The following is a 19,537-nucleotide window of genomic DNA, read 5'->3' on the forward strand; positions in this document are numbered from 1 at the left end:
TCTCAATTTTACACAAAAAAAAGCCCGGCTTATGAGGCCGGGCATATGGACTGTAGATTAAATGCCGTAGTGTTTGGCGGTGACATCCAGGGCCTGGCCCAGCATGTCGATCAGTGAGTCGATCTCACTGGTGGAGCAGATCAACGGCGGCGCCATAATCATGGCATTGCCGGTCTGGCGGACCATCAGGCCGAGTTCGTTGGCCGTATTGCGGCAGAACAGTGCGCCCGCAGATTCGGCCGCCAGTGGCTCGCGGGAAGATTTGTCTTTCACCAGTTCGACAGCGGCAAACATGCCGCGGCCACGCACCTGGCCCACGATCTTGTGATCGGCCAATTCCTGCAGGCGGCGCTGGAAGTGCGGCGCAATATTGGCAGCGGCGTCGGCAATTACATTGCCTTCCTTAAGAATGTTGAGCGTTGCCAGGCCGGCGGCTGCGGCAGCGGGGTGACCGGAGTAGGTCAGGCCGTGGGCAAACTCGCCTTCGTGGGCCAGCAGTACGTCGGCAACCTTGTCAGCGACCATGACGCCGCCCAAAGGCTGAAAGCCATTGGTCACGGCTTTGGCAAAGGTCATGAGGTCTGGCTCGATGCCGTAGGTCTCGGAACCCCACCACTGGCCGGTACGACCAAAGCCACAGATCACCTCATCGGCAATGAGCAGAATGTCGCGCTCGTTGCAGATACGCTGAACTTCGGGCCAGTAGGAATCGGGGGAATGATAACACCACCTGCACCCTGTACTGGCTCGGCGATAAACGCGGCAACGTTTTCTTCACCCAGCTCGTCGATTTTTTCTTCCAATTGGCGAGCCACTCGCAGACCGAATTCGTTGGGGTCTTCATCCGGGCCCACCTCGAACCAGTGCGGCTGCTCGATGTGATGTACATAGTCGATGCCATTGGTCTGCTCGTGCATCGGCCCCATGCCACCCAGGCAGGCCGCGGCAATAGTCGAACCGTGGTAGGCGTTCTTGCGGCTGATGATCAGTTTTTTCTCGGGGCGACCCTGGCACTGGTAGTAGCGGCTTACCAGGCGCAGATTAGTGTCGTTGGCCTCAGAGCCCGAATTGGTGAAGAACACATGATTGAAGCGTTCGGGGGTAATATCCACCAGCGCCTTGGCCAGCTCGATGGCAGGCTGGTTGGAGCACTGGAAGAAGTTGTTGTAGTAGGGCAGTTGTCCCAGCTGCTCGGTGACTGCATCCACGATGGACCGCTGGCTGTAGCCCAGGTTGCAACACCACAGGCCAGACATGCCATCCAGCATCTTGTGGCCTTCCGCTGTATAAATGTAAATGTGCTCGGCGCGGGACATTACCCGACCACCGTTAGTGGCATAGTCCTTGAAATCCGTGAAGGGGTGCAGGTGGTGGGACTGGTCCAACTGCTTCAGGTTACCGGTATTGGCTTGCATGTTCATGGCTCATCTCTCCCTGAATGTGCGCCGGGCATTACGCGGGCGCTTGCTCTACCCAGAAGTGGTATAGCGGGGTTTTACGCATCATTGTTAAATAGTCTGGCATAAGCACCCGACACCGACCTTACCCCAAAGGTGGTGTTTTGCCTTGGCCCACAGAGATAACAGATGACAGACAACGACAGCGCCGTACAGACTTTTCTTGAACAGCACCCGGACATCGAAGTTTTCGAAGTTATGTTGCTGGACCTCTGTGGTGGTCTGCGGGGCAAGTGGGTCACCCGTGACAAGTTGCCCAAGGTAATGGCTGGCGGGCTCAAGATTCCGCTGTCCACTTTGGCGTTCGATGTCTGGGGTCGCGATGCCGAGGAGTGGGTGTTCAATACCGGCGATGGCGACGGCTACTGTGCGCCCGAGTTGCGCACTCTGGTCGCTGCCCCCTGGCTGGAACGACCCACCGGTCAGGTATTGATGTCGATGCGTGAGGTGGATGGCAGCAAATGCCGATACGATCCTCGCTATCTGCTGGAGGGCTTGCAAGAGCGCTTTGGCAAATTGGGGCTGACGCCAGTGCTTGCCTCGGAGATGGAGTTTCATTTGCTCAAGGCGGAGCGCGACGAGATCGGCCGCCCGGTGCACAGCCAGCAGGATCGCGTGGGCGGGGCACTCGGCGCCGGCCAGACTTATGGCATCGATACCATGGAAGATATGTCCGTGCTGATGCACGAAGTGCGTGACGCCTGTACCGCCCAGGGCCTCCCAGTCGATACCCTGATCAAGGAAGCGGCACCCTCCCAGTACGAAATCAATCTCTACCACCGGGCCGATGCGCTGGAGGCTGCAGATCAGGCCGCCATGTTGCAGCGGGTGATTCGCGGTGTGGCCCGCAAGCACGGCTATGTGGCGACGTTTATGGCCAAGCCCTTTGGTAATCTGGCGGGCAACGGCATGCACGTTCATTGTTCACTGCTCGATGCCGATGGCAATAATGTGTTTGATGACGGCACCGGTCAGGGCACCGAGATGCTGCGCCAGGCGATTGCCGGCTGCCTCGACACCATGGCGGAAAGCATGCTCATGTTTGCGCCCAGCCTGAATTCCTATCGCCGCTTTCGCCGTGGCAGCCACGCGCCTCTGGCGCCGAGCTGGGGTTACGAGAATCGCACCGTCTCGGTGCGTGTGCCCGCCGACGCGCCTGCTGCAACGCGTATTGAACACCGGGTGTCCGGGGCCGATGCCAATCCCTATCTGGTATTCGCAGCCATTCTCGCGGGTATGTTGCGCGGTATCGAGCACAAGCTCACGCCGCCCGAACCATTGGAAGGCAATGCGTACGAGCAACTGCCCCCCAGTCTGCCGCGCTACCTGCCTGACGCCCTCGCGCGTTTCGAGACCTCAGCGCATATCGAGGAGTATCTGGGAGCTGAGTTCCGCAAGGTGTACACCATTCTCAAGCAGCAGGAGCTGGACGAGTACGACTCGCATGTCACTCCGCTGGAGTACGACGCCAATCTCTAGTGTGAACCAGCTCGCAAAAACGGCTTAACACTAACAAGCAGTACCTAATAGCTCTGTCGAGCACGGGTAGCCCGCTGCTACACTGTGCCGCGAACATTGACGACCACTCAGGGACGAGTATGAAATACGGGCTGTTTTGCCTCTTGGTGTTGCTTGCCAGCTTTATGGCGGTGTTTGATTCCACTGCCACAGAACCCCCTCCTTCGTGCGTGCTTGAATTCTTCTCCAAGCATATTGCCGACTAGCCAGCCAGGCCTTCCGTTTTTCTGGAGCGTTTTTTCCGCAGACCCAACAAAAAAGGCGCCCGAAGGCGCCTTATCCCACGCGGTGGGTGATTAGTCCCAGGCCATGCCCAGACGCACACCGGCGGTGCGGGGTCGACGCGGGCCGAAGAACGCATGCGGTTCCTTGCCGCCGAGGTTGTTCATGCCATCCCAGGTGAACTCATCGGTGATGTTCTCCACGTAGGCTTCCACGAACCAGTTGTTGTCGGATTCCCAGCCGACGCGAACCGACATCTCTTCGTAGGAGTCGATCATGGTTTCATCCAGCTCTTCCCAGCCGCCGCCGCGCTCAGACTCGAATGTGAATTCGAACGCGCCGGTGATGGCACCGGAATTCATGGGGAAGGCGCCGTGCAGCACGAATGAGCCAGACCACTCGGGGGCCCAGAACAGGTGAGTGCCTTCGCAGCCCAGCGGATCTTCCAGGCCGCATACGTCTTCCAGCTTGTTAGCCTCGGAGTCGAAGTAGCCGATGGTTGCGTAGGCTGTCAGGTAGTCGCCGATGCCGGCCGTCAGTGAGCTCTCCACGCCGTAGGATTCCACTTCACCGGCATTCTCGATCAGGGTGGCGCCACTACCGGTGCCCACGGTGACCTGGAAATCAGTGTATTCGTAGTAGAACGCGACGATGTCGAAGTTCATGTTGTCGTCAAAGAAGCTGTCCTTGTAGCCGATCTCGTAGGAGTGGACTTCTTCGGGGTCAACCGGGTCTGGCAGGAAGCCGTCGGCGCGGACAATGTCAACATTACCAATGGCGATGTCGCCATCGGGGTTGTTGGCCAGGGAGAAGGTGCCGAAGCCGCCCGACTTGTAGCCGGCGGTGTAGCTGGCAAATAGTAGCGCGGTGTCAGTGGGTGTCCACGTGGCGATCACTCGTGGTGTTACATCGTCCCAGGATTCCTTGGCGGTGAGGGATTCGGCAGTGGAGTAGCCGAACGCCCAGTAGGGGCCGAGTTCACTCACAGGGGTTGGTACAAAAGTGGTGAATTCTTTTTCGTCGTCGGTCCAGCGCAGGCCACCTTCGATCTGGAAATTTTCGGTGATGAAGTATGCGAGGTTCAGGTAGGCGCCCCAGCCTTCATACTTGCCCTTGATGGTGGCGGTTTCTTCCAGCAGTCCGTTGGCAGAGGGGGTGAACTCGCTGCCGTAGTAGGCGTAGAGGTCCTCACAGCCGGAGAAGGTCATACCGGAGTTGTAGTAGTAGCCGTAGTACTGACAGAACACGTCCTCTTCACCGGCAAAGCGGTAGTCGGTTTCCAACTCTTCCTTGTAGTAGGAGACACCGGCGTACCATGACAGCGGGCCTTCGCTGTTGGAGGTCAGGCGCAGTTCCTGCTGGAAGTACTCGCCTTCCTGGTCCTGGCGGTAGGTCTCCATGTTCAGCGGCGTGCCGTCGTAGTCTTCGTTGTAGAAGTAGTCGTGATCCTTGTAGCCGGTGTTGGACGTCAGGGTCGCGAAGTCAAAGTCGTAGTCAATACGCACACCCAGAGTCAGGATGTCGGCGTCGTCGTTATCGCCGCCGGAGCGGTCAACATCCACATCTTCGTCAGAGCCACGTACCGGAATGGGGCCGAGTGCAGCTTCCAGGGTTTCCCAGACTTCACCTTCGGTAACGGCGCGGTAAACGGAGCCGGACTGCTCGCGCTCTTCATACTCCACCATGGTGTAGATGCCCAGGCGGTCGTGTTCGAATGTTGTGGACCAGCGCAGCGCTTTGTTCTCGTGCTCGATCAGGTCTTCAGAGGGGAAGAAGTTCTTAACAAAGCCGTCTTCCTGGGTGTACAGGCCGGCAAAGCGCATGGCGAAGCTGTCGCTGACGGGAATGTTAATTGCTGCGTCAATCGCGGCACGGTCGCGCTCGCCCAGGTCGACGTTGACGAAGCCGTCGGAGCTGTCAATTTCGGCGCGGCGGGTGTGTACGCTGAACGCGCCGCCGATAGAGTTACGGCCAAACAGGAAGCCCTGTGGTCCGCGCAACACTTCGGCACGGTCCAGGTCGTACAGGCTGGTTACGGCTGAGCCGTTGCGCCCCTCATACAGGTCATTCTTGAAGAATGCTGAGGAGGGGTCGAGACCAACACCAAAGTCCTGGGTGCGGATACCGCGAATGGAAATGGCGTCAATGAAGCTGTCCTGGCTGTTACCTGTGACGCCGGGCGTAAAGGTCACCAGATCTTTTACGTCAGACAGGTTAACGTCTTCCATGAATTCGCCTGACAGGGCTGTGATGGCCAGGGGTACGTCCTGAACCGACTCACTGCGCTTGGTGGCGGTGACGATGATTTCTTCCAGAGTCTGGGAGAAGACGGGTGTGCTGATGGCAGAAGCAAATACGGCGGCGGATACGGCTTTCGCCATAGTATTCCTGCCGGTGCGTACGGCGTTGCTGCTTGCCTTGAGAGATTTTGTGCGAGTCATGATATCCCCACGCGTGGATGTTGAATTGTTGTCCTTCCGGGCTATGTACAGATTGACAAGTGGTGTTAGCCACCTGTCTATTTTTGTTGTTGTAAGCTAGCCAATGTGCCCAGCCAATAATATACCCCTATAGGGTAGAAAAAAGGTTAGTTGATGCTGCTTACATTCGCTCTGGCTAATTCATCCTGCATTGGGGCAAGTTGCGCTTCGTAGCGTCGCCAGCGGCCGATGGAGCGGGTGTGAGCGGGCTCACGAACCTGCACCGCGCTGGCGGTGGTGACGGCACCGGTCTGCTCGTGGAACTGCAGGCAGGCGTCCTCCCAGGGCAGGCCGAGAAATTCGATAAGCGCCCTGGCATTGGGCTCCAGATCGCGGGCCGTGTCTTCGTAGCTGATATCCAGGAAGCGGCCGGGAAAGCGTTCGCGCCAGCAGGCCATGAGCTTGCGGTAGCGGGCGTGATGACGGGCCATCTCGCGCTGTTCGTAAGAGTGCAGGTAGGCATCGGCAAACAGCTGTTTGAAGCTGGCAAAGCAGGCGTCCATGGGGTCGCGCACCAGATGGACGATCCTGGCATTGGGCAGGGCCTTGAGAATGAGCGGAATCATCAGGTAGTTCTGCGGCAGCTTGTCGACAAACCGGGGGTGTCGCCCCGCATCTTGGCCGAGCTCTGCAAATAGAGCTTGCCCAGCGCAGCCGGCTCCAGCTGTGCCGCGGCCTCGAACAGCTCTGCAGTGAATCGCTTTGGGTTGCGGTAATCTGCCAGACGGCGCAGTGCCAGGCCGAAGTGTTGTAGCTCGCCCGCCGAATGTACCTGCGAATGGCTGGTGATGATTCGTTCGATGAGCGTTGTGCCGGTGCGCGGTTGGCCCAGGACGAAAATAGGTGAAGCGTCGGGGTTGCCTGCGGGGCCTGCTGCTAGCCACTCGTGGGTGTAGGTAGCCATCAGGCAGTCGAACATCTGTTGTTCGGCCTGCTCATCAAACTCCACGGTCGCCCGGCGGGCGGCAGCGCCGGCGGCAAAGGCGTCAAAGGCCTCTGGCCAGCGCTGCAGGTCTTCCAGTTCTTTGCCGATGGCGTAGTAATAGAATGCGTTGGCTCGTGGGTCGTTACCGCGGCCGGCAATACACTGGCGCATGTCCTCGACATGCTTGTCAGAATCTGCCTTGCGCGAACTCGATAGGGCCCAGTGCGCCTGCGGGCTGTCGGGCTGCAGGCGGATGATGTCCTCGAAGATGCGGTCCGAGTCGTCGGTGTCGCCGTGATAGACCAGATTATTGGCGAGGTTTTGCATAAATGGCGGGAAGTTAGGCTGGGCCTGATTGGCCCGGGCGAAAAACGCCTGGGCGGCGCCGTGCTCGCCCATCTGGGTCAACGTGGTGCCGACCAGGTCGAGTACCATGGGGTCTGTAGGCCGTATGCGCAGTGTCTCTCGCAAGGCAGCATCTGCGCGGTTAACCTGGCCTTCGGTCATATACAGTTTGGCCAGCTGGGCCCACGCCGCGGCGTGATCAGGGTCGAGCTTAACCGTGGACTGAAACGCGTTGAATGCGGTTTTGCGATCGCGTGACTCCAGCCCCAGCAGGCCGACCAGGAAGTGGCCCTGGGGCAGGTCGGGCTTGATGGCAAATATCTGCTGGCAGCACTCACCCGCGCGGCTGAAGTCGCCTAGTGAGAGTGCCTTGAATCCCGTCTTCAGTAATTCCTGCAGTTGTGCCAGTTGGGCGGGGTCGGGCTTGCTCAACGTGCATCTCCGCGTTTGGGGGGTGGGGCCATATAAGCCACCAGAGTGTCGCCGCTTTCATAGTCCTGGGCGCTCATCAGCGAGTCCAGGAACAGGTAGAACAGCTCCGCCTGGGAGGAGATCTCCAGCTTGGCGTAGGCGTGCTTGCGGTGCAGTTTCACGGTTTCCATGGAGATCGATAGTTTGTCGGCCACGGTCTTGGTGGAGTGGCCGTGCAAGACCAGATTAATTACCTGGGTCTCGCGCTCGGTGAGCAGGCTTGAGCCGAACGACTCCAGCGCGCTGTGCAGCTTGGCGCGCAGGTTGTCGCCGGTCTTGTCGCTGCTGGTCAGTGTCCAGTGTTGCTGGCAGAGCGCCTCAACTGAGGGATATATCGCCTCCAGCGTGCTCAGCTCACGCTTGGTGAACGTGGCGCGGCTGGCGGTTTTCCCCAGGGCGATGTTGACGAAGCCGCGCTCGCCGACCGGCACAATGAAGCCACACTCGTCGACGAAATTACTGTCGCGATACCAGGTCTTGTAATAGTCGCTGTCGCGAAACCCAGTGGGAGACAGATCGCGCAGGCGAAACACCCCATGACGGTTGTCGCGAGTCGCCGTGAGATAAAACGGATCCAGCAGGAAGGCGCCCTTTACGAACCGATCCAGGGTGGAGCTGCCGCTCTGGTTGGGTTCCTCGAAATATTCGATAACCGGCATATCCATGCCGGGATAGGCGATAACGGTGGCGTCGTCTACCGGCACCATATCGCGCAGCATGGCGATCAATGAGGCTGGAAAATCGGCGCTGCCGGCGCATCGAATCAGGTCGGCGACGTGATGGCTGAAAGTGGGGAGTACGGGCATGGGGTCTCGCTGTTTTTGCTAGCGCCCCATCATAACTTGATTGCGGCCCAATCCAAAAAGGCTTGATTGGCACGGGAGATCTGTCGGCCACGGCGTCTTGCCAGGGCCATGGGGACTTTGACGCGGGGAGACAGGGGAATGCCGACTATCCCCGGCTCCTTGGCGGCCATGGTACGCAGCCCAACGGTGGTGCCCAGATTCTGTTTCACCATGCTGACCAGCAGTGGCAGGAAATTGCTCTGCATGCGCAGATCGGGCGTGACACTCGCCTCTTGGCACAACAGGTCTAATTGCTGGCGAATGAAGTAGCCGCTCTCGTAAACCACCATCGGAGTGTGGTGTAACTCTTCCACACTGATGTAGCGACGCCGGGCCCAGTGATGGTCGTCGGCCACGCACACCACCATCTGTTCGTTAATCAGCGGTAACAGGTCGAGGTCGGCATCGGTGTCGGCGGAGGTTACGCCGATTTCAATCTGTCCTTCCAGCAACATGGATTCGATTTGGGTAGTGCCGGCCTGGGTCACTGAGGCGGTGAGGCCCGGGTGTTCACCCAGAAAGCCGGAAAGGAGTTCGGGCAGGAAGTAGGTCGCCAGCATCGAGGGGCAGGCAATACTTAGCTCGCCTTCCAGCAGGCCGCGCATGGCCCCAGCGGACTGTTCAATCGCCTCTACCTGTTCCAGCACGGCTTCGGCCTGGGACAGCAGCTTGGCGCCCTCGGCGGTCAGCGCTATGCGCCGGCCACTGCGATCGATAAGGGTCAGGTCTAGGGATTCTTCCAGCTTGCGCACGGCAATGCTCACCGCCGGTTGGGCCATGTGCAGTGCTTCGGCCGCCGCGCTGAATGACTGGTTGCGGGCCACCGAGGAAAAGATTTCCAGCTTGCGTAAATCCAAGCGCTCACCCTCCGGGAGGTGGTTGGTTGCAACGACGAACCGCGCCCTGGTGTGGTCATGTCACATCAGGGCGCGGCTCGTCGCTACTGGAATATATACTACATATATTAAAAAGATATAAAACATATATTTTATAAATAGTTTGGCTTTTGCTACTTTGCCCGCCTTCACTCGATCGCGGAGCAGGATAATGGCGGGAAAAAAGTGGCAAAAACTGAACTGGGAAGATCCCTTTCTGCTGGAACATCAACTCACTGACGAGCAGCGTATGGTGCAGCAGAGCGCGCGCCAGTACGCCCAGGACAAGCTCGCCCCGCGTGTACGCGAGGCGTTTCGAGCGGAGCATACAGACCGGGCCATCTTTAACGAGATGGGCGAGTTGGGTCTGCTCGGGTCGACGATTGACGGCTACGGCTGCCCCGGTGTCGACTACATCTCCTATGGTCTGGTGGCCCGCGAGGTTGAGCGCGTGGATTCCGGCTACCGCTCCATGATGAGTGTCCAGTCGTCGCTGGTGATGTATCCCATCTGGGCCTACGGCAACGAAGCCCAGCGCGAGAAATACCTGCCCAAGCTGGCGACCGGTGAATGGGTGGGCTGTTTTGGTTTAACCGAGCCGGACCACGGTTCGGACCCGGGTTCCATGGTGACTCGCGCACGCTCTGTAGAGGGCGGTTACTCCCTAAGCGGCGCCAAAATGTGGATTACCAACAGCCCCTTCGCGGACGTATTCGTGGTGTGGGCGAAAACGGACGACGGCAAAATTCGCGGCTTTGTCCTTGAGAAAGGGATGGAAGGCCTGTCGGCACCCAAGATCGAGGGCAAACTGGCCCTGCGCGCTTCCGTGACCGGTGAGATCGTCATGGACGAGGTGTTTGTGCCCGAGGAAAACCTGCTGCCTGGCGTTGAGGGTTTGAAGGGTCCCTTTGGCTGCCTGAACAACGCGCGTTACGGTATTGCCTGGGGTGCGATAGGTGCCGCCGAGACGTGCTGGCATGCGGCGCGCGAGTACACCCTGGATCGCAAGCAGTTCGGTGTGCCCCTGGCGTCAAAGCAGTTGGTACAGCTTAAGCTGGCCGATATGCAGACCGAAATTTCGCTCGCCCTGCAGGGGTGCTTGCGGGCGGGCCAGTTAATGGATGCGGGCGAGATCGCCCCGGAATTGATTTCGCTGATCAAGCGCAACTCCTGTGGCAAGGCGCTTGATATTGCACGCACGGCTCGCGACATGCTCGGTGGCAATGGGATCTCCGATGAGTACCCGATCATGCGGCACATGGTAAACCTCGAAGTGGTCAATACCTACGAAGGTACCCACGATGTGCACGCGCTGATCCTGGGTCGTACCCAGACCGATATTCCTGCCTTCTGATGGGCGCGCTGTCCCACATCCGGGTGCTGGACCTGTCGCGTATTCTGGCCGGCCCCTGGGCCAGTCAGATGCTGGGTGACCTCGGTGCCGATGTGATCAAGGTTGAGAACCCCGCCGGAGGTGACGACACCCGTCGCTGGGGGCCGCCTTATATGGCCGACGAACACGGTGAGGCCACCGCCGAGGCGGCCTATTACCTGTGTGCCAATCGCAACAAGCGCTCGGTCTGCATTGATATGAAAGCGCCTGAGGGCAGGCCCAGCTGCGTGAGCTGGCTGCCCAGAGCGATGTGCTTATCGAGAATTTTAAAGTCGGCGGCGCCGCAAAGTACGGGTTGGATTACGCCTCACTGAGTGCGATCAATCCGCGCCTGGTGTACTGCTCGATTACCGGCTTCGGCCAGACGGGCCCGCTTGCCAATCGGCCCGGGTACGACTTCCTGGTGCAGGCCATGGGTGGGCTAATGAGTGTGACCGGTGAGCGCGACGGTAAGCCTGGTGCCGGCCCGCAGAAAGTGGGAGTGGCACTCACTGATATCATGACCGGCCTGTATGCAGTTATCGGCATCCAGGCAGCGCTGGCAGAGCGGGAGCATTCAGGTTTGGGCCAGCATGTAGACCTGGCCCTGCTGGATGTGACGGCGGCCACCCTCGCCAACCAGGCGACCAACTACCTTGTCGGGGGCATGAACCCCACCCGCCTGGGTAATGCTCATCCAAACATCGTCCCTTATCAGAGCTTTGTTGCCAGTGATGGCCATTTGATTGTGGCCGTGGGCAATGACGGTCAGTTCCGGCGCTATGTGGAGGTGCTGGGTGTGCCCGAGCTGGCCGATGACGCGCGATTCAGCACCAACAGTCAGCGCGTTGCGAATCGGGATGCGCTGGTGCCGTTGTTGCAGGCGCGTATGCTTGAGCGGGGCAAGGATGAGTGGATTGCGCTGCTGGAGCAGGCGGGGTGCCCGCCGGTCCGATTAATACGGTGGCTGAGGTGTTTGCCGAGCCGCAGATCCAGGCGCGCGATATGCAGGTGAATCTGTCGCACCCTCTCAATCCAGATCTGCAGCTGGCGGGGAACCCCATCAAGCTGTCACGTACGCCGGTGGAGTATCGGCGACCTCCACCGCAGCTCGGTGAGCACACCGACGAGGTGATTTAGGAGCGACCGGCGGTCGCTCCTATCGAGTAAGGCTTACTGCAAGACCTGCTCGGCAGGCACGCAGTTGTAACCCAGGACCTCAGCAACGGCCGCATAGGTGATATCGCCGCAATGCACGTTGAGTCCGTTGCGCAGGTGTTCATCGTCGAGCAGTGCCTGCTTGTAGCCTTTGTCCGCCAGTGCCAGGGTGAATGGCAGCGTGGCGTTGTTGAGGGCAAAGGTAGAGGTGCGCGCGACACCGCCGGGCATGTTGGCCACGCAATAGTGGACCACGCCTTCCTCGACATAGGTTGGATGCTCGTGAGTGGTCGCCCGGCTGGTTTCGAAGCAGCCGCCCTGGTCAATGGCCACGTCGACCACCACCGAGCCATCACGCATTTCCTTGAGCATCTCGCGGGTGACCAGCTTGGGCGCTGCCGCGCCGGGTACCAGAACGGCGCCGATCACCAGGTCGGCATTGGTCACGTGCTTCCACAGGGATTCACGGGTGGAATAAATGGTGTTGAGCATAGTGCCGAACTGGAAGTCCAGCTCTTTTAGACGTTTCAGGGAGCGGTCGAGGACGGTAACGTGTGCTTCCATGCCCATCGCCATGCGGATGGCATTGGTGCCTACGACGCCGCCGCCGATCACCACCACCTTGGCAGCCTCTACACCGGGTACGCCGCCTAGCAGCATGCCGGAGCCACCCTTGTGCTTTTCCAGAGCGTGAGCGCCGGCTTGAATCGACATACGGCCTGCGACTTCGCTCATGGGTGACAGCAGCGGCAGCGTGCCATCGTCGTCGGTTACGGTTTCATAGGCGATGGCAATGCAGCCGGATTCCTTCAGCAGGCGCGTTTGCTCCGGGTCAGGTGCCAGGTGCAGATAGGTAAACAATACCTGTCCCTCGCGCAGCATGCGGCACTCGTCGGGCTGGGGTTCCTTGACCTTGACCACCATGTCGGCGCGCTCGAAAATTTCGGCGGCGGTGGCGACAATTTCCGCACCGGCGGCCCGGTACATGTCATCGGTGAGGCCGATGCCGACACCGGCGTTAGTTTCTACAATGACCTGGTGACCGTGGTGGACAAGCTCTTCCACAGAGCCTGTTGTCAGGCCTACACGGAACTCCAGGGTTTTGATTTCTTTGGGTACACCTACCAGCATTGTGCTTATCCTCGGCTTGGGGTTTTCACGCCGCCATCTTAGTCAAAGTCATGCCCTGTGCGAGTACCTCTAGAGGGGTAGAAATCCGCCTATTTCAGGGCGCTCAGCGTACGTTTTCCAAGGTCGTCGCCAGCGGTCGCCGGAACAATGCAGACTTCGTCTGCCCCCGCAGCCTTGTAGTCCTCCAGTTGCGCGGCCACCTCCGACTCAGACCCCAGCAGGCCGACCGCAGCGATCAGCGCATCGGGCATTGCGGCCAACAGTTCCCGTGGGTGAGGGCGAGTACGGGCGAATGCGACCAGTTCCTCAAAGCCAGCCGCCGCCATCATCTCGCCATAACCGGGCGCTGCCAGGTAGCCGACGATGCCGCGTTTCAGCTGGTCGATGGACTCCCGTGAGGGGTCGACCGCCGTGGGCAGCCACACCGCCACGCGCGGCGTCTCTCTTCCTGCGGCATTGGCAGCAGCCTGCAGTTGATCGCGCAATGCAGCGAGGCTGGCGGGGGTGACCATGTTCAATAACATGCGGTCTGCCCGGCGGGCCGCGGTGCGCACCGCGGCGGGCGAGAACGCGGCGATGGTTAGCGCTGAGCCGGGGGCATTGAGGCGCAGGCGATAGCCCTGGCAGCGCGCCAGTTCGCCTTCAAGCTGCGCCTTTTCGCCATCTAGCAGGCTGCGGACGATTTGCGCAGTTTCATCCATGTGCGTCGCAGTGCGCTCCCGGTCGCGGCCATGCCATTCTTCGACAACGACCACGCTGGAGGCGCCGAGGGCGATGCTCGTGGCGCGACCAGTGAGGTCCGCCACCGAGGCTGCGCCCATGGCAATGGTCATGGGGGTGCGCACCGATACTGCCAGGGGACCCACCGCCAGTTGGATCTGCTGGGTGTTCAGGCCGACGGCTGTGGCAAAGGCGAAGGCATCGTAGGTCGCCATCTCTCCCATCCACAGCTCCGGGTAACCCAGGCGATCAGTCAGCTGTGCCAGGGCGAGATTCTCCGCCGGATCGCGGTCCTGCCAGTAGGGAGTGACTACACTGATTTGCATGGTTCTCTGTCCGTAGTGGATGGCAGGGCGATTATAGCTTAGGATTGGTTCTTTTATAAAAGCAATTGGCTGCACGGCTGCGACTGCATGAATACCACCGCTGAACAACGCATCAATACGCTGACCGCCGCCGGTTTGTGGGGCGAGCAAACCCTGCAGGGGCTGCTGGCTGAGCACGCCAGTGATCGCGGCACCCGCCTGGCGGTAAGGGATCAACCCAACCGTGAGGCGCTCACCGGTCATCTGCCCGTGCAGATGACCTGGTCAGAGTTGGCCGCCGCTAGCGATGCCCTGGCCCATCAACTCACAGCCGCCGGTATTGGCGAGGGCGATACGGTCGTCGTGCAGCTGCCCAATATTGTTGAGCTGGTGGTGGTTTACTACGCGGTGGCCAAAATGGGCGCGGTGGTGAGCCCCGTGCCTGTGCAGTATGCGGCCCATGAGCTGCAAATGCTGACTGGCGCTTTGCAGGCACGGGCATTCATCAGCATCGAGCGGGTGCGGGATGTTGCGCTGGCAGACATGGCGCGGTCCGCACTGCCGGCGATGCCGGTACTGGAATTTGGCCGCGACCTGCATCTTGATGCAACGCCTGTTGATGCTTTTGCTGGACCGGCTCCGGATGCCAATCGCACGCTGAGCATCTGCTGGACGTCAGGCACAACCGGTACGCCCAAAGGGGTACCCCGTTCGCACAATATGTGGATTGCCACCGGTCGCACCAGTATCGCTGCGGGGTCGATGCAGGCCGACGATGTCATGCTCAATCCGTTTCCCCTGGTAAATATGGCGGCCCTGGGTGGGTTTTTGTTTCCAGCGGCGATTCTGGGGGCGGCAGTGGTGCTTCACCATCCCCTGGACCCCGGCCTGTTCCTTGCGCAAATGCAGGACGAGCGCATTACCTTCACTATCGCGCCGCCCCCCTGCTGAATCAGCTGGCAAAAGCACCTGCCATGTGGCAACAGTTTGATTTTAGTGCACTGCGTCGCATTGGCTCGGGATCGGCGCCGTTGGCACCCTCCATGATCGCCACCTTTGAGCGCGACTACGGCAAGCAGATTGTTAACTTCTATGGCTCCAACGAGGGCATCTCCCTGTTCTCAACGCCCGAGGACGCGGCGGACCCGGAGGTGCGCGCGAGTATGTTCCGACGCCCGGGTGCGGACGCGTTAATCGAAACGCGGGTGGTAGACCCGGGCAGTGGTGAGGAAATCACTGCCCAGGGTGAGCGAGGTGAATTACTGATCCGCGGTGCCACGGTCTTTGACGGCTATTTTCATCATGACAATGCCGATGTATTCGACGATCAGGGCTTTTTCCGCACTGGCGACCTGGTAGAAGTTTGCGGCGACGGTCAGTTCTATCGAATTGCCGGCCGCTGCAAGGACATTATTAATCGCGGTGGCATGAAGATTTCGCCAGTGGAGCTCGATGTGGCTTTGGAGCATCACCCCGCGGTGGCCGAGGCAGCCGTGTGCGCTTATCCGGATGAGCGCCTGGGCGAAAAAATCTGCGCCTGCCTAGTGCTCCAGGCAGATGCCGAAGCCCCCACTCTGGAAGCCCTGCAGGCGTACCTGCTGGAGCAGGGTTTTGCCAAATTCAAACTACCTGAGCGGTTGCAGATGCTCGAGCAATTGCCGCGCAACCCGCTGGGTAAGGTACAACGTTTCAGTTTGCAGGAATCTATCTCATGACAGACATCTATATTCTCGGCGGTAGCCAGACCGACTTCGCCCGTAACTGGGCGCGCGAAGGCAAAGACATTTACGATATGTTCTCGGAGAGCCTGCAGGAAGCGGTGGCCAACGCCGCGATTGAGCCGGGCCAGATTGAAGTGGGCCACGTGGGCAACTTCGTGGGTGAGCTGTTCACAGGCCAGGGTTTGCTTGGCGGTTTTTTTGGACAGGTGTATCCGGAGCTCGCCGCTCTGCCCACCTCGCGGCATGAGGCAGCCTGTGCATCGGGCTCGATTGCGATTATGTCGGCCATGCGCGATATCGAGGCCGGTCACTATGATGTGGCCTGTGCCCTTGGCCTGGAACTGATGCGCAACACCGACGGCAAGACCGGTGCGGAATACCTCGGTGCCGCGGCATGGAAGGGGCATGAGGCGACACCGGAGGAATGTGACTTCCCCTGGCCGCACATGTTTGATCGGCTCACCGAGGAATATGATCATCGCTATGGCATCAATGCCGATCACCTGAATCGAATTGCCGAAATCAACTTTGCCAACGGCAGGCTCAACCCTCGAGCCCAGACCCGCGAATGGGATTTCCCCGAGGGTGCATTCACTTGTGACGATACGCTCAATCCCGTCATCGAAGGCCGGGTGCGTAAACAGGATTGCGGCCAGATTACTGATGGCGCTGCCTGTGTCATTCTGGCCAGCGAGCGCGCGGCTCGCCAGCACGCCGACAAGCTCGGCCTGCAGCTACAGGATATTCCGCGAATCAAAGGCTGGGGTCACCGCTCTGCGCCGATTCTGTTGTCGCGCAAACTCGAGTTGAGTGCCGATGCCCCGCTGGTGTTCCCGCATGCCGCACAGTGTCTTGCTGAGGCAGCTCAGCGCGCCGGTTTTGCGGCCGTTGCAGAGCTCGATGGCCTGGAGACTCACGACTGCTTCAGCATGACCGAGTACATGGCTATCGACCACGCCGGCCTGACGGCGCCGGGCGAAAGCTGGAAAGCGGTCGAAGAGGGGCGCATTACCCTGGACGGTGACTTTCCGATCAATGCCAGCGGCGGGTTGATCGGCCTGGGACACCCGGTTGGCGCCACGGGCATTCGTATGGTCCTCGACTGCGCGCGGCAGGTCACCGGCAGGGCCGGTCCCTATCAGATGCCGCGGGCCGAAAATATGATCACATTTAACGTGGGTGGCAGTACCACCACCTGCGCGAGTTTTGTTGTAGGGGTTGGATCTTGAGAGACGTATTTATCTACGAGGCGATTCGTTCGCCGCGCACCAAGGCGAAGGACAGCGGTGGCCTGGCAGACCTTACGCCCCAGGCGTTGCTGGCAAGCCTTTATAACAGCCTGACCGAGCGAACCGGGCTGGACCCGGCTGATGTCGGGGAAATTATCCTCGGCTGTGTCACCCAGCACCGTGAGCAGGCGGCCAACATCGCCAAAACCTCGGCGCTGTACGCTGGTTGGCCGAGTTCTGTCGGCGGGCTGACCGTGAATCGGTTCTGCTCCTCGAGTATCGATGCGATGAACCTCGGCATGCTCAAGGTAGCCTCGGGCCAGGAAGAGGTGATTGTTGCCGGTGGCGTGGAGATGATGTCACGCATTCCGATGTTGTCCGACGAAGCGCGGGCCTTTAAAGATCCTGCCTTTGCGGCCCAGTGCCAGTTGCTGATGATGGGTTCCGGCGCCGACCTGATTGCCACATTGCACGATGTAAGCCGCGAAGAGGCGGACGCCATCGCGGTGCAAAGCCAGCAGCGAGCGGCGCACGCACAGCGCGAAGGCTATTTTAAATCCATTGTTCCGGTGGAGAATCCCGACAAGGGCATGACCGTCAGTGAGGATGAGTGTATCCGCGCCAGTGCCACCACTGAGGGGTTGGCAAAACTGCCCGCAGCCTTTGCCGGTATTGGTGCCAAGGGTGTCGATGCCTATCAGCTTGCGGCCCACCCGGACCTGACAGAGATTCAACACATCCATACCGCTGGTAATTCCCCGGCCATGGCTGATGCGGCCACGGTGGTGGTGCTCGGTACGGCAGCGCTGGGCGAAAAGCTCGGCATAGCGCCGCGCGCCCGACTGGTTGCTGGCGCGAGCTGTGATGATGATCCACTGCAAGTGTTGTCGGGATGCGTCAGCTCGGCGCAGAAGCTCATGCAACAGCAGGGATTGTCGGCTGATGATGTGGATTTGTTCGAAGTTCACGAAGCTTTTGCCGCCACGGTGGTGAAGTGTCGCCAGGACCTGGGTATCGATGACGATAAATTGAATGTGAATGGCGGGGTTATTGCCCTGGGGCACCCGATGGGGGCCACGGGCGCCATTATGGCCGGCGTGCTGCTGGATGAGTTGGAGCGGCGTGACCTCAAGCGCGGGATTGTGTCAGCCAGTGGTGCCGGCGGCTCCGGTAGTGCGCTGCTGATCGAGCGCTAAGGCGGATGCCAGGCCTCTTGCGTAAGCGAACCAGTGCCCTATAATTAACATAGATTGTATAAAAAGACTTGCATTGCAAGTCGGAGAGAAGAGCATGTCTTCAGCACAACACGACAGCCGGTTTGCCGACCCCCAGGCGCCTTTTGGTCGCGAGCACGGGCCGCACTTAACCGACGCATTTGCCCCTATCGACTACGAGCTGGAGCTTACTGATCTGCCGGTCGAGGGCGAAATCCCCAGCGATCTCAACGGGGTGTATCTGCGCAATGGCCCCAACCAGCAATTCAAGCCCAAGGGTGTGCACCACTATTTTGATGGGCAGGGCATGATCCACTCCGGCGTGTTTCGCAACGGCACATTCAGCTATCGCAACAAGTGGATTCGCACCGAGGGTTGGAACCAGAATGAGGCCGCCGGCGAAGAGCTGTTCTGGGGCGTGATGAACTCCCATAAGGCGAGTGAAGACAAGCCCATGAGCGATGCGGCCAACACGGATGTGATTGGTCACGCCGGCAATGCAGTAGTGAGTTGGTATCTCGCCGGTATTCCCCATGTTGTCGATCCACTGACCCTGGAAACCCTGCGGGCTGCGCCGGAATACGTCAGTGGCCCGGGTATGGGTATGTCTGCGCACTGCAAGGTCGATGAACACACTGGCGACATGATGTTCTTTGATTACTTCACCAGCAAACCCCACATGAGCTACGGCGTGGTTAGTGCCGAGGGCAAGCTGTTGCATCATGTGCCCGTCGAACTGCCCGGTGATCGCCTGATGCACGACATGGGTGTGAGTGAGAACTATTCGATCCTGCACGACGTACCGGTTTATCACGATGAAGAAGCGCTGAAGGCGGGTCGACACAAAATTCGCTTCGATTCCTCGCTGCCCATTCGCTTTGGTGTGATTCCGCGTTTCGGTGCCGCAGACACGATTCAGTGGTTCGAGTTTTCCTCCTGCTTCCTCTACCACGTGGTCAATTGCTGGGAGGAGGGTGATGAAGTCGTGATGGTAGCCTGTCGCTACATGCCTGCCCGCAAAGAGGATGGCAGCATTGATGAAGAGCGCACCGCGCGCATGATCGCCAGCCTGGAGATGGATGCGCGCCTGTGGTGTTACCGCATGAATGTGAAAACAGGCGAGACAAGTGAGACCTGCCTGAATGCCGACCACAATGTGGAATTCCCCTCGTATAACAGTGCCGAAACCGGGCGCTATACCGAATGGGCCTACCTGGTAGATCACGATCCCAAACAGCTGCGCTGGACTGGCATTCGCAAGATGAACACCGTGACAGGAGAGAGCGCCGGTGAGTGGACTGACGGTCACGCCGACTGCTGGTACAGCGAGCCCTGGTTTGCGCCGGCAGATAATCCTCGCAGTGAAGACCACGGCTATGTCGTGAGCTTCTGCTGGAATGCGCGCACTGAGGTGCAGGAGCTGCAGGTATTTGATGCCCTGGATATCAGCAAAGGACCGGTGGCCCGAGTGAAGTTGCCCCAGCGCATTCCGCCGGGCTTCCACGCCTGCTGGATGAAGGCTTCCCAGGTCGCGAGCTGGGCCGCGTAG

At 59.7% G+C, this 19,537-nt stretch carries 13 protein-coding genes and 3 pseudogenes; 8 read left to right on the forward strand and 8 right to left on the reverse strand.

Annotated features, from left to right (window positions below; all coding sequences use genetic code 11):
* Nucleotides 1–57: 57 nt before the first annotated feature.
* Nucleotides 58–1,421, reverse strand: a pseudogene (locus tag BST95_RS21295) (aminotransferase).
* Nucleotides 1,422–1,586: 165 nt separating this feature from the next.
* Between BST95_RS21295 and BST95_RS04700 the strand changes: the two are divergent.
* On the forward strand, nt 1,587–2,936 hold the full coding sequence (locus tag BST95_RS04700; RefSeq protein WP_084198358.1) for a glutamine synthetase family protein: 1,350 nt from the start codon (nt 1,587–1,589) through the stop codon (nt 2,934–2,936).
* A gap of 335 nt (nt 2,937–3,271) precedes the next feature.
* On the opposite strand, the gene BST95_RS04705 is transcribed toward BST95_RS04700, so the two are convergent.
* The 5 genes from BST95_RS04705 to BST95_RS04720 all read right to left on the reverse strand — a co-directional run bounded on the left by BST95_RS04705 (nt 3,272) and on the right by BST95_RS04720 (nt 9,120).
* Nucleotides 3,272–5,638, reverse strand: a complete 2,367-nt coding sequence (locus BST95_RS04705) for a TonB-dependent receptor (RefSeq protein WP_229801760.1) — start codon at nt 5,636–5,638, stop codon at nt 3,272–3,274.
* A 146-nt stretch (nt 5,639–5,784) separates the two neighbouring features.
* Nucleotides 5,785–6,261: a sulfotransferase family protein gene (locus BST95_RS20865; protein ID WP_276205931.1), complete on the reverse strand. Its 477-nt coding sequence runs from the start codon at nt 6,259–6,261 to the stop codon at nt 5,785–5,787.
* Nucleotides 6,243–7,379 carry a tetratricopeptide repeat protein gene (locus BST95_RS04710; protein WP_276205916.1) on the reverse strand — a complete coding sequence of 379 codons (1,137 nt, stop codon included), beginning with the start codon at nt 7,377–7,379 and terminating at the stop codon, nt 6,243–6,245. The genes BST95_RS20865 and BST95_RS04710 overlap by 19 nt, the downstream gene beginning before the upstream one ends.
* A complete protein-coding gene (locus BST95_RS04715) occupies nt 7,376–8,224 on the reverse strand; it encodes a response regulator transcription factor (RefSeq protein WP_084198360.1) in 849 nt (282 codons plus the stop codon). Before BST95_RS04715 ends, BST95_RS04710 begins: the two co-directional genes overlap by 4 nt.
* Before the next feature lie 29 nt (nt 8,225–8,253).
* Nucleotides 8,254–9,120, reverse strand: a complete 867-nt coding sequence (locus BST95_RS04720) for a LysR family transcriptional regulator (protein WP_084198361.1) — start codon at nt 9,118–9,120, stop codon at nt 8,254–8,256.
* 190 nt (nt 9,121–9,310) lie between these two features.
* On the opposite strand from BST95_RS04720, the gene BST95_RS04725 reads away from it, so the two are divergent.
* Both BST95_RS04725 and BST95_RS04730 read left to right on the forward strand, forming a co-directional pair.
* Nucleotides 9,311–10,492 (forward strand): acyl-CoA dehydrogenase, encoded by a 1,182-nt coding sequence (locus BST95_RS04725; RefSeq protein ID WP_084198362.1) that lies wholly within the window; start codon nt 9,311–9,313, stop codon nt 10,490–10,492.
* A 68-nt stretch (nt 10,493–10,560) separates the two neighbouring features.
* Nucleotides 10,561–11,650, forward strand: a pseudogene (locus BST95_RS04730) (CaiB/BaiF CoA transferase family protein).
* A 33-nt stretch (nt 11,651–11,683) separates the two neighbouring features.
* On the opposite strand, the gene ald reads toward BST95_RS04730, so the two are convergent.
* Complete coding sequence (ald, locus tag BST95_RS04735) at nt 11,684–12,799, reverse strand: alanine dehydrogenase (RefSeq protein ID WP_066054002.1); 1,116 nt, start codon at nt 12,797–12,799, stop codon at nt 11,684–11,686.
* Nucleotides 12,800–12,888: 89 nt separating this feature from the next.
* Nucleotides 12,889–13,845 (reverse strand): LLM class F420-dependent oxidoreductase, encoded by a 957-nt coding sequence (locus BST95_RS04740; protein ID WP_084198363.1) that lies wholly within the window; start codon nt 13,843–13,845, stop codon nt 12,889–12,891.
* A 255-nt stretch (nt 13,846–14,100) separates the two neighbouring features.
* On the opposite strand from BST95_RS04740, the pseudogene BST95_RS04745 reads away from it, so the two are divergent.
* From BST95_RS04745 to BST95_RS04760, 5 genes and pseudogenes are all read left to right on the forward strand, one after another.
* Nucleotides 14,101–15,062 (forward strand): annotated as a pseudogene (locus tag BST95_RS04745) (class I adenylate-forming enzyme family protein); the annotation flags it as partial.
* Nucleotides 15,063–15,251: 189 nt separating this feature from the next.
* Nucleotides 15,252–15,539 (forward strand): AMP-binding enzyme, encoded by a 288-nt coding sequence (locus BST95_RS20340; RefSeq protein WP_240500290.1) that lies wholly within the window; start codon nt 15,252–15,254, stop codon nt 15,537–15,539.
* On the forward strand, nt 15,536–16,774 hold the full coding sequence (locus BST95_RS04750) for an acetyl-CoA acetyltransferase (protein WP_084198364.1): 1,239 nt from the start codon (nt 15,536–15,538) through the stop codon (nt 16,772–16,774). Before BST95_RS20340 ends, BST95_RS04750 begins: the two co-directional genes overlap by 4 nt.
* Complete coding sequence (locus BST95_RS04755; protein WP_084198365.1) at nt 16,771–17,970, forward strand: acetyl-CoA C-acyltransferase; 1,200 nt, start codon at nt 16,771–16,773, stop codon at nt 17,968–17,970. The genes BST95_RS04750 and BST95_RS04755 overlap by 4 nt, the downstream gene beginning before the upstream one ends.
* Nucleotides 17,971–18,064: 94 nt before the next feature.
* Nucleotides 18,065–19,537: a carotenoid oxygenase family protein gene (locus BST95_RS04760; protein WP_084198366.1), complete on the forward strand. Its 1,473-nt coding sequence runs from the start codon at nt 18,065–18,067 to the stop codon at nt 19,535–19,537.

Source organism: Halioglobus japonicus, assembly GCF_001983995.1.
Classification (GTDB): domain Bacteria; phylum Pseudomonadota; class Gammaproteobacteria; order Pseudomonadales; family Halieaceae; genus Halioglobus; species Halioglobus japonicus.